At 72.7% G+C, this 12763-nt stretch carries 10 protein-coding genes; 7 read left to right on the forward strand and 3 right to left on the reverse strand.

Translation table 11 applies throughout. The features are described from left to right. Together AB0M88_RS33005 and AB0M88_RS33010 are read left to right on the forward strand one after the other, a co-directional pair. On the forward strand, window positions 1-1410 hold a 1410-nt coding region (locus tag AB0M88_RS33005; protein ID WP_364109351.1), incomplete at its 5' end, for a thiamine pyrophosphate-dependent enzyme. Window positions 1411-1508: 98 nt separating this feature from the next. Beyond that, complete coding sequence (locus tag AB0M88_RS33010) at window positions 1509-2282, forward strand: trypsin-like serine protease (protein WP_364109353.1); 774 nt, start codon at window positions 1509-1511, stop codon at window positions 2280-2282. On the opposite strand, the gene AB0M88_RS33015 is transcribed toward AB0M88_RS33010, so the two are convergent. Both AB0M88_RS33015 and AB0M88_RS33020 read right to left on the reverse strand, forming a co-directional pair. Next, entirely contained in the window at window positions 2279-3004 is a 726-nt protein-coding gene (locus AB0M88_RS33015) for an SDR family oxidoreductase (protein ID WP_364109355.1), read from the reverse strand. The two genes, AB0M88_RS33010 and AB0M88_RS33015, sit on opposite strands and share 4 nt — an antisense overlap. After that, entirely contained in the window at window positions 3001-3495 is a 495-nt protein-coding gene (locus AB0M88_RS33020) for a hypothetical protein (RefSeq protein WP_364109357.1), read from the reverse strand. Before AB0M88_RS33020 ends, AB0M88_RS33015 begins: the two co-directional genes overlap by 4 nt. A 158-nt stretch (window positions 3496-3653) precedes the next feature. Here AB0M88_RS33020 and AB0M88_RS33025 point away from each other — a divergent pair, with 158 nt between their 5' ends. From AB0M88_RS33025 to AB0M88_RS33045, 5 genes are all read left to right on the forward strand, one after another. Beyond that, entirely contained in the window at window positions 3654-4787 is a 1134-nt protein-coding gene (locus tag AB0M88_RS33025; RefSeq protein ID WP_364109360.1) for an FAD-dependent oxidoreductase, read from the forward strand. Beyond that, the gene (locus AB0M88_RS33030) at window positions 4784-5692 is read left to right on the forward strand and encodes an RNA polymerase sigma-70 factor (protein WP_364109362.1); all 909 of its coding nucleotides are present in this window, start codon (window positions 4784-4786) and stop codon (window positions 5690-5692) included. The genes AB0M88_RS33025 and AB0M88_RS33030 overlap by 4 nt, the downstream gene beginning before the upstream one ends. A gap of 213 nt (window positions 5693-5905) precedes the next feature. Next, window positions 5906-7789, forward strand: coding sequence for a hypothetical protein (locus AB0M88_RS33035; RefSeq protein ID WP_364109364.1), 1884 nt, complete (start codon window positions 5906-5908; stop codon window positions 7787-7789). Then, complete coding sequence (locus AB0M88_RS33040; RefSeq protein WP_364109366.1) at window positions 7782-8417, forward strand: hypothetical protein; 636 nt, start codon at window positions 7782-7784, stop codon at window positions 8415-8417. The genes AB0M88_RS33035 and AB0M88_RS33040 overlap by 8 nt, the downstream gene beginning before the upstream one ends. Beyond that, a complete protein-coding gene (locus AB0M88_RS33045; protein WP_364109368.1) occupies window positions 8414-11563 on the forward strand; it encodes an ATP-binding protein in 3150 nt (1049 codons plus the stop codon). Before AB0M88_RS33040 ends, AB0M88_RS33045 begins: the two co-directional genes overlap by 4 nt. On the opposite strand, the gene AB0M88_RS33050 is transcribed toward AB0M88_RS33045, so the two are convergent. Beyond that, on the reverse strand, window positions 11560-12753 hold the full coding sequence (locus AB0M88_RS33050; RefSeq protein WP_364109370.1) for a hypothetical protein: 1194 nt from the start codon (window positions 12751-12753) through the stop codon (window positions 11560-11562). The two genes, AB0M88_RS33045 and AB0M88_RS33050, sit on opposite strands and share 4 nt — an antisense overlap. Between the last annotated feature and the right edge of the window lie 10 nt (window positions 12754-12763).

Here is a 12763-nt window from a genome sequence, read left to right on the forward strand (position 1 = left end):
GACCCCGCCCGACCCGCCGACGCCCGCGCGCCGCCCCCCCCCCGCCCGCCCGCGGTCGCGCGCCGCGCGCGGCCCGGCCCCCCCGCCCGGCGCTCCAATTTCCGGGTCGACCAGGACGCTCTCGCCCGGGCGGTCGGCGCGCTCAGCGACCGTGTCCACGGCCCGGCGTCCGCGGTGGCCGACACGGCGCGCGCCTGGCAGACGGCGGTCGACGAGCGCCGCACGGTGCTGCTCAATCTGCCGCTCGACATCCAGGCCGCGCCCGGCGTGAGCGACAAGATCCGGGCCAAGGCCGCGACCTGGCCACCGCAGGCCAACGACGAAGCGGTGGCCGCCCTGGCCGCGATCCTGCATCAGGCCGCCCGGCCGGTCTTCATCGCCGGCCGCGGCGCGGCCGGCGCCCGGGCCGAACTGGAGCAGCTGGCCGACGAGTGCGGCGCGCTGCTGGCCACGTCCGCGGTGGCGAAAGGCCTGTTCGAGGGCAACCCGTGGGGCCTCGACGTCTCCGGCGGGTTCGCCACCCCGCTGGCGGCCGAGCTGATCGCCGCCGCCGACGTGGTCGTCGCCTGGGGCGCCTCGCTCAACATGTGGACGACCCGCCACGGCGGCCTGGTCGGCGCCACCGCCACCGTCGTCCAGATCGATCTCGACCCCGACGCCCTCGGCGCCCACCACCGCGTCGACCTGGGTATCGTCGGCGACGTCGCGCTCAGCGCGGTCGCCGTGCGGCACGCGCTCCCGGCGCCGGGAGCCGGCTACCGCACCGAAGACCTCCGGGAACGCGTCGGCCGCGAGGGCCGGTGGCGCCTCATTCCGTACGCCGACGACGGCGACCACACCCACATCGACGCGCGCACGGCGACGATCGCCCTCGACGACGTGCTCCCGGCCGAACGGGTCCTGGCGATCGACTCCGGCAACTTCATGGGCTACCCGTCGATGTTCCTGTCCGTTCCGGATCAGCGCGGCTTCTGCTTCACCCAGGCCTTCCAGTCGATCGGCCTCGGCCTGGCCAGCGCGATCGGCGCCGCCCTCGCCTCGCCCGGCCGGCTGCCGGTGGCGGCGTGCGGCGACGGCGGCTTCCTGATGAGCATCGCCGAACTCGACACGGTCCGCCGGCTGGGCCTGGGCATGCTGATCCTCGTCTACAACGACGACGCCTACGGCGCCGAGGTCCACCACTTCGGCCCGGGCGGCCACCCCCTCGACACGGTCCGCTTCCCGGACACCGACCTGGCGGCGATCGCCCGCGGCCACGGCTGCGCCGCGATCACCGTACGCCGCGAGCAGGACCTCACCCCGGTCGCCCGGTGGCTGGCCGGCCCCCGCGACGTCCCGATGGTGGTCGACCTGAAGGTCGCCTCCAGCCGTCCGTCGTGGTGGCTGGAGGAGGCGTTCAAGGGCCACTAGCGTCTCCCGCCCGACCGCGGCGCCGAGGCCGGGCGTCTTGACATTTACCGTTATGGTTGTCCGCGTTCTGGGTCAATGCACCGAGCGGAGGACAATTCGTGCCACGCAAACGCTATGTGGTGACCGGGGCCGTCGCGCTCGCGCTGGCCGTCGCCGGGTCGACGGCGGCCTTCGCGGTCGCCGACGGCGAACCCGCCGCGGAGGGACAGTTCCCCTTCGCGGTGAAGCTGCGGATGACCAACATTCCGAACCCGGACGGTACGACGCGGGCCAGCGGCTGCAGCGGCTCGCTGATCGCTGCGCAGTGGATCCTGACGGCCGGTCACTGTTTCCACGACGTCAACCGGGTGCCGACCAGCGGCCCCGTGCCGTACCCGACGACCGCCCAGGTCGGCCGCACCGACGACGCCGACACCACCGGATACCTGCTCGACGTGACCGAGGACTACCAGGCGCCCTCCGGCGACATCTCGATCGCGAAGCTGTCCAGCCCGATCGGCGACATCGATCCGATCGCGCTGTCCGACGCGCCACCGGCCGTCGGCGACATCCTGCGCATCGCCGGCTGGGGCAAGCTGCTCAACACGGACCCGGACGCGGCGACCCACCTGCAGACCGGGCAGGTGAAGGTCGTCTCGGTCGGCAGCACGACGATCGGCGTCCAGGGGTACGCGCCGAAGTCGACGACCAGCGGTTGCCAGGAGGACTCCGGCGCGCCGTACTTCGCCGAGAGCGACGGCGAGGCTCCCCGGCTGGTGTCGACGGACCAGACCGGCCCGTCGTGCCCGCACGACCAGACGGAGACGACGGCCCGCGTGGACCCGCTGAGCGACTGGGTGCGGTCGACGATCGCGGCGCACCAGGACGGCTAACGGGCGGTGTAGCCGCCGTCGATCGGCAGGCTCACCCCCGTGATCATGGCCGCCTCGTCGCTGAGCAGGAAGGCGATCGGGCCGGCGATGTCGTCCTCGGTCGCCCAGCGGTGCAGCGGCATCTGGTCGAGGAACGGGCCCTCGATGTCGGGCCGGCCCCAGTACCAGGCCGACATCGGGGTCATCACGACGGTCGGGTTGACGCTGTTGACCCGGATGCCGTGGGCGCCGAGTTCGAGCGCCGACACCCGGGTGATGTTGTCCAGGGCGGCCTTGGACGACCCGTACGAGATGTGCCCGGTGAGCGCGACCAGCGACGCCTGGCTGGAGACGTTGACGATCGCGCCGCCCCGCCCGAGCCGGATCATCGACCGGGCGGCGTACTTGGTGACCAGCAGCGCGCCGCGCGCGTTGACCGCGATGACCCGGTCGAAGACGGCGATGTCGGTCTCCTGCGGGGTGGCGATCTCGCCGCCGTAGCCGCCGCAGTTGACCACGCCCCACAGGTCGAGGCCGTCGAGGGCGCCGGCGACGCTCTCCTCCGACGTCAGGTCGAAGGCGAGCGCCCGGACGCCCGATTTTTTCAATTCGTTCAATTTGGTGATGTCGCGACCGGCCGCGATCACGTCGGCACCGCGGGCGACCAGCTTGCGGACGGTCGCCCCGCCGATGCCGCCGCTCGCCCCGGTGACCAGGATCGTCCGGCCGCCGAAATTCGTCATGCGCGAGAAGAGACGGCCAACCGCGCCGTAGCGCGATCCACCAGGCCGAGCACGTCGTCACGGGTGCGGTAGTTGCGGTCGTTCCAGGTGGTCAGGTCGCGGACGCGGGCGGCCCGTACGACCGGCGACGCCACCGGGCCGACCTCGGTGCCGGTGTCGAACAGGGTGTGCCACAGGGCGTCGATCGCCGGGTAGGCGTATTCGGGGCGGGGGCTGAGCAGCCAGCCGCCGTGCATGACCGCCCCGACCAGGCAGGCCGACACCACGTTGTGGCGGTCGACGCGGTAGGGGAAGAAGCGCTGGGCCGAGCGGCGGCGGCCGGCCGGCGTCTCGACGACGTACCAGGTGTTCTGCGTCCATCCCCGGGCGATCACGCCGCGGGTCGCGCTGAGCACGGCCAGCGCTTCCTCGTGCCGCCTCGGGGGAGAGGTTGGGGGTTGGGAATTGGGCAGGAACCGCTTGACCAGCTTCGCCGTGACGGTGTTCGGCACGTGCACCTCCCGATCGACCGACAGGTCAGGGCTCGATTGTCACTCCTCGGCCCGCGCCCGGGAAAGGGACCTTGTGACGCCGGTCACTCGGCCTCACGGTCCTTGCGGCGAGTTCCGTCCCGTGCATATCGACGATCGACCGAGAGGAACGACCGACAATGCACAGGATCGTGATTGTGGGCGCGGGCTACGCCGGCATGGCCGCGGCGATGAACCTGGCCGGGCGGGTGCGTGGCCGCGACGACGTGCGGATCACGCTGGTCAACGCGTCCGCGCGCTTCACCGAGCGCCTTCGGCTGCATCAGGTCGCGGCCGGCGAGCAGCTCGCCGACCGGCGGCTGCCGGACCTGCTGCGCGGGACCGGCATCACCCTGGAGATCGGCTGGGTCACGGCCGTCGACGCGGCCGCTCATTCCGTACGGGTGGACGACGCCCGCGTCCTCGAATACGACACCCTGGTCTACGCGCTCGGCGGCGTGGCCGACACGTCGACGCCGGGGGTGGCCGACCACGCGTACGTCCTGGACAGTGACCAGGACGCCCAGCTGTTGTCCGCCCGGCTCCGCGACGCCGGGACGGTCGTGGTGTGCGGGAGCGGCCTGACCGGGGTCGAGGCCGCGGCGGAGATCGCCACCCGGCACCCGGCCGCGCGGGTCACCCTGCTCGGCCGGTCGGAACCCGGTGCCGAGATCGGGCCGCGCGCCCGCGCCTACCTCCAGCGCTCCCTGACCGGGATGGGCGTGGCCTTCCGCTCCGGCGCGTCGATCACCAAGGTGCTGCCGGACGGGGTCGAGCTGGCGACCGGCGAGGTGGTGCCGTCCGGCGCGACGCTCTGGACCGCGGGCGTACGCGTCTCGCCGCTGGCCGCGGCAGCCGGCCTGACCACCGACTCCCATGGCCGCATCGTCACCGACGAGTTCCTGCGGTCGGTGTCGCACCCCGACGTCTACGCGGTCGGCGACGCGGCGGCGATCCGGCAGAGCTACGGGATGATGCACGGCACCTGCCAGAGCGGCATGCCGACCGGGGTCGCGGCGGCCCGCTCGATCGCACGCGCGATCGACGGCCGCCCGCTGAAGGCGTTCCGGTTCGGCTACCTGCACACGCCGATCAGCCTGGGCCGCGACGACGCGGTCATCCAGTTCGCGCACCGGGACCACACGCCGGGGCGGTTCGTCCTCACCGGCCGGCTCGCGACCTGGTACAAGGAGACGGTGAGCTCCGCGCCCTGGCCGACCTTCGGCCGCCTGTTCTCCTCGCCCGCGATCGGCGTGCTGGGCTGGCGCCGATGAGTCTCGTCGACTCGGCCTTCGAGGAGCATCGCCCCCTGCTCTTCACGGTCGCCTACCGCGTGCTCGGCAGCGCGGCCGACGCCGAGGACGCGGTGCAGGACACCTGGCTGAAATGGTCGTCGGCCGACCGCTCGCAGGTCGCCGACCCGCGGGCCTACCTCGCGCGGATCGTCACCAACGTGGCCCTGGACCGGCTCCGGTCGGCCCAGGCCCGCCGCGAGACCTACGTCGGCCCGTGGCTGCCCGAGCCGATCCTGACGTCGTCGGCCGCCGACGACGTGGCCGGCGCCGAGTCGGTCTCGGTCGCCCTGATGGTCCTGCTGGAGTCGCTGAGCCCGCTCGAACGGGCGGTGTTCGTGCTCAAGGAGGCGTTCGCGTTCAGCTACGCCGAGATCGCGGCCGCGGTCGACCGGTCCGAGGAGTCGGTGCGGCAGGCCGCGCACCGGGCCCGCGGCAACGTGCAGGCCCGGCGGCCGCGGTTCCACCAGTCGCGGGCCCAGCAGCAGGCGGTGACAGCCCGGTTCCTGGCCGCGGCGGCCGGCGGCGACATCAACGAGCTGATGGAGATGCTGGCCCCCGACGTGGCGCTGTGGACCGACGGCGGCGGCAAGGTCCGCCAGGCCATGCGCCCGGTGGTGGGCGCCACGCACGTGGCGACCTGGATGGCGGGCGTGTCGCACCGGCCGTACGAGGGTGTCCACCCGTCCGAGATGACCGCCGAGCTGGTCGACATCAACGGCGCGCCGGGCATCGTCTTCCGGGGCGCCGGCCGCGTGATGGGAACGCTGACCCTGGTGCTCGACGCCGCCGGCCGCATCGAGACGATCCACAACGTCGCCAACCCCGACAAGCTGGCCGACATCACCCGTCGCTCGGTGCACCCCCTGCCGGTCCCGGGGCGGTAGAAAAACGGTAGACACGGCTGGCAATGTCGGCCGATTGCGCTTCATTCATTCGCGTGACATCAATTCCGAATGGGTGGAACGGCCGCTGGTGATCTTTGACCGGCGTGCGGTAGCCTTCGCCCCATCGTCGGGATGAATCAAAGGGGACGGTTCATTCTGAACTCATTATCTTCAGCTCTTCTGTGGGCTCTTGCTGGTCTTTAAGGGCAGGCGATGGCGGATCCGGACGATTTCTCGGCGTCGTTTGACCGGCTGCGTGTCGATTCCGCGCTGCCCCGGGAATTGGGCATTCACAGTGCCATTTCCGCCGATGGTGCCGACGATCTTCCGACCTATGTCGAGCGCAGTTTCGATTTCAAGCTGCGGGCCGTGCTCTCGGCCCAGCTGCCCGATCGCGGCAATTTCGTGGTCATGGTCGGCGGCTCGTCGGCCGGGAAGACGCGGTCACTCTACGAGGCCATCTGCGAGCTCGTGCCGGACTGGTGGCTCGCGCTGCCCCGGGCCGCGTCCGATCTGCTCGGCCTGCGCTCCGACCCGCCGCGCTCGACGGTCTTCTGGCTCGACGAGCTCCAGCAGTACCTCGGCACCACCCCGTCCCTGACCAACGAATGCGTCCGGATGCTGCAGCGGCACGGCAACCTCGTGGTCGGCACGCTCTGGCCCGACCAGTACGCCCAGTGGACCGCGGGCCGGGACGACGTCCACCAGCTGGTGCGCAGCGCGGTCCCGATACCGGTCTCCGAGTCGCTCGACCGGCACGAGCGGTCGAAGGCCCTCGTCATAGCGGAGAACGACCGGCGGATCGAGGACGCCCTGCGGACCGGCCACGTCGGTATGACGCAGATGCTCGCGGGCGGCCCGCGGCTGGTCATGAGCTGGGAGCAGCCGGTCAACCCGTACGCGAAGGCGATGATCAGCGCGGTCGCCGACGCCCACCGGCTCGGCGTGCAGTCGCCGTTGAGCGAGGAGCTCCTGGCCGACGCCATGTTCGGCTATCTGAAGCCGCACGAGCGGGTGTCGACGGCCGAGCACTGGCTGGCCCAGGCGGTGCCGCACGTCGCCGCCCCGGAACACGACGGGGTGTCGCCGCTCTACGCGGCCGACGACGGTCGCCCGGGCACCCTGGCCGGCTACACGATCGCCGACTACCTGGCCCAGCACGTGCGGCGGGTGTGGCGCAGCGAGCCGGTGCCCCACCAGGCCTGGCAGGCCCTGGTGACCCGTCTGCGGCGGCCCGACGACCTGCGCCGGGTGGCCGCGAGCGCCACGGCCCGGCTCCGCTACCGCTACGCCGAGACGGCGCTGACCAGGCTGGCCGAGGAGTTCGGCGACGACCGGGCCGCCCTCGAACTCGCCGACCTGCTGGTCCGCCAGGACCGGTTCGACCGGGCGACCGAGGTGCTGCGGAGCCGCCTGGAGTCGGACTCCCCGGACCTCATGGTCACTCGCAGACACCTCGACGTGCAGGAGCTGCGGAGGCGCGCCGACGAGGTGCGCCCGCCGGCCGGCCCGCGTCTCCGGGGCCTGTCCCGGGAGGTCGCCGAGATCGTCGCCGACGGCGGCGTCACCGACCATCTGCGCACGGTCGCCCGGACCGGCAGCGCGATCGCCGCGGAACGACTCGTCGACCTGCTGGCCGAGCGCGGCTGCGTCCGGGAGCTGCGGGACCGCGCCGACGACGACCCGCGGGCCGCCGAGGCCCTCGCCGACCTCTACGCGGCCTGGGGAGACGTGCAGCCGCTGCGCGAGCGCGCCGACGCCGGCGACGAGGCGGCCCGGCTCCGGCTGAAGAAGCTGCGGCGCGAGCCGGACCGCCGCACCGACGCCCGGTTCCAGATCGAGCAGCTGCGCGCGCTGGTCGACGAGGGCCACGGCGGCTCGGCGATCCAGCTGTGCGGCCTGCTGTTCGAACTGCGCGACGAGGCGGCGCTGCGCGAGGAACTCGACGCCGGCACCGCGGGGGCGGCCGAGCGGCTGATCGCCCTCTACACCGCCCAGGAACACCGGTCGCTGATCTCCCTGCGGGCCTTCGGCCTGGAGGCGGACGGCCAGTTCGTCACCCCGGAAAACACGTCGAAAGGATCCTTCGATGGCTGAGCTGTCCTCGGTCGACTACGCGTTCCTGGCGATCCTGAAGGTCGAGGACCGCGAGATCTCCAACTCCGAGCTGGACGAGATCTACGGGTTCCGGCTGGTCGGCCGGCCCCTGCAGAGGCTTCTCGACGCCAGGTACATCGCCACCGAGAAGAAACCGGCTCCCTACCGGCACTCGATCACCAGGGCCGGCGAGAAGGCCCTCGCCGAGTCCTGGGGCCTGGACGACGACCACGTCGCGAAGGGTGAGGGCCGCTCGGCCCGCGAGAAGCAGCTCTGGGCCGGCATCGTGGCCCTGCAGAACCTGCTGGCGGCCCGGCCCGGCGCCCGCCCGGTGAGCGATGCGGCGGTGCCGGTCACCGAGCCTCCCGGCCTCGACGGCCGCATCCGGTCCGCGTACGGGAAGCTGGCCGCCACGCCCGGAGCGTGGGTCGATCTCACCGCCCTGCGCGGGCAGCTGGCCGATGTGCCGAAGGGCGAGCTCGACCAGGCGCTCAAGGCCATGCTGCGCGACGACGACGTGCGGCTGGAGCCGGAGCCGTTCGGGCATCGGGTCGGGGAGGCGGAGCGGCAGGCCGCCGTGCACATCGGCGGTGAGGACCGGCACAAGCTGGCGATCGGCTCGCGATGACCGAGGAGGAGCGCACCGCGCTGGCCGCCCTCCGGCTCAGCTGGGTGCAGGCGCCGGACGACGTGTGGCGCCGCTCGCCGTTCCATGTCGACGGCCTGCACGAGGCGGTGGCCGACGACGTCCGCGACGGCATCGCCTCGGCCGAGGACAGCCCGGACGCCAGCCCGGTGGGCCTGGTGCTCGAGGGCCGGCAGGGCACCGGCAAGACCCACCTGCTCGGCTGGGTGCGTGAGCAGGTGCAGGAGCGGGGCGGCTACTTCTTCCTGATCGGCCTGCTCGACGGCCGCCGGTTCTGGGACGGTCTGCTGGTCTTCCTGTTGGACGGTCTGGCCCGCGAGATGCCGGACGGTCAGACCCAGCTGAACCTGCTGCTGCGACGCCTGGCCTCCCGGGTCGGCGCGCCGCGGGCCGACCGGCGGGCGGTGATCGGGGAGACCGACCTCAATCCGGCCGCGCTCAACACCTTCGTGCGGGGGTTGTCGGAGTTCAACAGCCACGTCGGGCACGAATGCCGCGACACGTTGCGGGCCCTCGCCCTGCGCGCCTCGGAGAACGAGGACGACCAGGACATGGCCGACGACTTCTTCGCCGGCGGCGGGGAATCGGCGGCCGCGGCGCGCGAGAAGTGGGGGGTCCGCCACCGCGCGCGGACGTCCCAGGACATCGTTCGCGAGATCTCCTGGCTGCTGGCGCTGACCGGCCCGTCGGTGTTCGCGTTCGACCAGATCGACACCGCGGTGGCCCAGTCGGCGATCCAGGAGGACCTGGCGAGGATGTCCGGCGGGGAGGGTGAGCTGCGGCAGGCGGCGGTGACCGCGGGCCTCGCGCACGGTCTGAGCGACCTGCGGGACACCACCCGCCGCACCCTGACCGTCGTGGCCACGCTCTCCACCACCTGGGACATGATCTCGGAGCGGGCGCCCGGGTCGTTCGCGCCCCGGTTCCGCCGCCGCCCGTCGCTGCAGGGCATCCGGGACGCCCGCATCGCCCGGGAACTGATCGAGAGGCGGTTCGCCCCGCGCTTCCAGGCCGTCGGCTTCCCACCGCCCTACCCGACCTGGCCGGTCCGCGAGGAGGTCTTCGCGGAAACCCTCGACTACACGCCGCGCCGGCTGCTGGTGGAGATCGACCGGCATGTCCGGTCCTGCCTGGTCAGCCGGGAGGTGAGCGAGCTGCGGCACCTCAGCGACGTGCCGGCCGAGGAGGTGGCGGCCAAGGCCTCCGCGACGACGGCGCCCGAGGTCCCGGAGCGGGAGCTGCAGCGGATCGAGGGGCGGTTCGAGGAGTTGCGGCGGAACGCCGACGTGACCTCGCCACTGGAGCACGACACCGAGGACAGCACCTTCCCGGCCCTGCTCGCGGCCGGGCTGCGGGCCTGGATCGTCGAGCGCGGCGACCGGGGGGCCCGGTTCAGCATCGACCCGCCGCCCAGCTCCAAGCCCGACCTGCACGCCCGGCTCCGGCGTGAGCTCGACGAACGGTCCGAGGAGGAGCGTGAGCGCTCGCCCGACCAGTCCCGGACCGAGGACCAGATGCACTGGTCGTTCCGGGCGATCAGCGACACCCACCACGGGGTGGCCGCGCTGCACCGGATCCGGCGGGCGAGCACCGCGGCCGGCCTGGCCGCGGATGTCACCAGGCGGAAGCTGTTCCTGCTGCGCAACGGCGAGTGGAGTCAGTCGGCGAAGACCCAGGAGGTGGTGCGGCAGCTCCAGCGGGACGGCGGCGTGACCCTGGGCGTCGACGAGGCCGACCTGCGGGTGCTCACCGCGCTGCACGAACTGCGCAACGAGAACCTGGCTCAGCTCCACGCCTGGCTGGTCCGTTACCGGCCGGCCGAGCAGCTCACGCTGTTCAAGGAGGCGCTGGCCGACGCCGACGCGCCGCCGGCGGAGGCGCCGGAAGCACCGGCCGAGGCGGTGACCGCGAGCGGCTTCACGATCGGCCACGACGAGCCCGTGCGGCTGACGCTGGAGTCGCTGCGGAAGCACGCGGCCATTTTCGCCGCGTCCGGCTCGGGCAAGACCGTGCTGCTGCGGCGCCTGGTCGAGGAGTGCGCGCTGCTCGGGGTGTCGGCGATCGTGCTCGATCCCAACAACGACCTCGCCCGGCTGAGCGATCCCTGGCCGGAGCCGCCGGACGGCTGGCGCCCGGGCGACGCCGAGCGGGCGGCCCGCTACCACCGCGACACCGAGGTGGTGACGTGGACGCCGCGCCGGGAGTCGGGGCGGCCGCTGAGCTTCCGGCCGCTGCCCGACTTCTCCGGCGTGCTCGACGACGCGGACGAGTTCTTCGTCGCCGTCGAGGCCGCGGTGAGCGCGCTCGCGCCGCGGGCCAAGCTCGTCGGTCGCACCCGGGCCGCGCATCTGGGGACGGCCGTGCTCCGCAAGGCGGTCGAGCACTACGGCCGGCGAGGCGGCCGCGACCTGCGCGGGCTGATCGCGTTTCTGTCCGACCTGCCCGACGGCGTCAGCTCCCTCGACAGCGCGCCGAAGATCGCCGCGGAACTCGCGCAGACGCTGACCGCGTCGATGGACAACGACCCGTTGTTCGGCGGTGACGGGACGCCGGCCGATCCGGCCGTCCTGCTCACCCCGGCGCCCGGCAAGCGCGCCCGGATCTCGGTCATCAGCCTCATCGGGCTGCCCGGCCCCGAGGCACGGCAGGGGTTCGTCAACCAGCTTCAGATGGATCTCTTCGCCTGGATCAAGCGGCATCCGGCGAACGACCGCCCGCTGCTGGGGCTGCTGGTCATGGACGAGGCCCAGGACTTCGCCCCCTCGGGCGCGATGACCGCATGCACCGCCAGCACGCTGGCGCTGGCCTCGCAGGCCCGGAAATACGGCCTCGGGCTGGTCTTCGCCACCCAGGCCCCCAAGGGCCTGCACAACCGGATCCCGGGCAACGCGGCGACCCACATCTTCGGCCGGATCGGCGTGCCCGCCCAGATCGAGGCGGCGCGGGAGATGGCGCGGGTCAAGGGCGGCGACGTGCCGGACATCGGCAACCTGACGGCGGGGGAGTTCTACGTCGCGCTGGAGGGCGAGCCGCCGTACCGGACCCACACGCCGATGTCGCTCAGCCATCACCCGAGCGCCCCGCTGACCGACGAGGAGGTCATGGCGCGGGCGCGCCCGCGCTCCTAGAGGTACGGCCGGAGCAGCGCACCGAGATCGGAGCGGCCGATCTCGTCGAGCGCGCCCGGCAGGTCGGCCAGCCGTCGCCGCCCGGCCAGCCACTCCCACAGGTCGTGCGGCTCGTCGCCGGTCCGGAAGCGGCGGGTCTCGTACGAGGGCACGCCGAAGACGTCGGCGACGTCGGGCCAGAAGTAGCGGAGCTGGCGCAGGATCTCGTGGCGCACCCGGTCGGGAACGTGCACGGCCGGCGGCGGGGGTTTCAGCAGCTGTTCCAGGAGCGCGAACAGCACCTCGGCCGACGCCTGGGCGGCGAACGCCTTGAACCGGTCGTCCTTGTCGTTGCCGGCGTGGTCGCTGACGCCCTTGGCGACCAGCCAGTGCGGGACCGTCCGCTCGTGGCCGATCGTGGCGACGGTCGCGGCCTCCATGTCCAGAGCGAGGATCTTGCGCTGGTGGGCGGCGAGTTCGCCCCAGATGCCCGGGAGCGCCATGACCGCACTGCCGCTCGCCATCGGACCGGTGTGGACCTTGAACGGGAGGCTCGCCGGCCCGTCCAGATCGATGTAGAGCATGTACCGGATGGTCCGCCGCCCGTCGGAGGTCAGGGCGAATCCGCCGTCCCGCGGGACGATCAGGCCGGTGGACTCCAGCATCGTCAGCTGGGCCGCCCAGGTAGCGGGGGTGAAATAGCGCCGGCGGGCGGGATGCCGGATCGGATCCTGCCTCTTGTAGAGCCGTTCGAGGAGCCAGACCGCCGCGTCCTTCTCGGTGGCGGCGCCGTAGCTCGGCAGGCCGTCCGGCACGAAGTTCTGCGCCGCGCGGACCCAGCGGGCCTCCTGGGGAAACTGCTCCGGCTCGGGCAGGAACCGGTCTTCGGTGTGTTTGCCCTCGTCCCACTCGTAGGCGGGCGCGGCGACGACCACGTCGCCCGGGGCGGTCTCGCTCGGATTGCCGGCGCAGACGCCGCACATCGCCAGGCACTCCGGCCGGAGCCGGTCGGTGAGCGTGGTCGTGATGGCCGCGGTGCTCCGGCCCCCCATCCGGATCGGGCGGGCGAGCGCGACCGACAGCGAACCGGCGCTCGCGGTGGCGTAGGGCGTGTCGCCGTCCGGGTCGTGCTCGGTCCACTTCTTCGGCCCGACCACCTCGCGCGCGGCGTCGTACTCCTGCTTGATCGCGGTGATGATCAGGACGTCCACCGGGCCCCCT

Origin of the sequence: Actinoplanes sp. NPDC051411, from assembly GCF_040682075.1 — a bacterium.
Classification (GTDB): domain Bacteria; phylum Actinomycetota; class Actinomycetes; order Mycobacteriales; family Micromonosporaceae; genus Actinoplanes.

Bases quoted from the DNA above. Each gene is read 5' to 3' on its own strand.
- AB0M88_RS33015 (WP_364109355.1), bottom strand. From the start codon at position 3,004: ATGACGAATTTCGGCGGCCGGACGATCCTGGTCACCGGGGCGAGCGGC.
- AB0M88_RS33025 (WP_364109360.1), top strand. From the start codon at position 3,654: ATGCACAGGATCGTGATTGTGGGCGCGGGCTACGCCGGCATGGCCGCG.
- AB0M88_RS33030 (WP_364109362.1), top strand. From the start codon at position 4,784: ATGAGTCTCGTCGACTCGGCCTTCGAGGAGCATCGCCCCCTGCTCTTC.
- AB0M88_RS33035 (WP_364109364.1), top strand. From the start codon at position 5,906: ATGGCGGATCCGGACGATTTCTCGGCGTCGTTTGACCGGCTGCGTGTC.
- AB0M88_RS33040 (WP_364109366.1), top strand. From the start codon at position 7,782: ATGGCTGAGCTGTCCTCGGTCGACTACGCGTTCCTGGCGATCCTGAAG.
- AB0M88_RS33045 (WP_364109368.1), top strand. From the start codon at position 8,414: ATGACCGAGGAGGAGCGCACCGCGCTGGCCGCCCTCCGGCTCAGCTGG.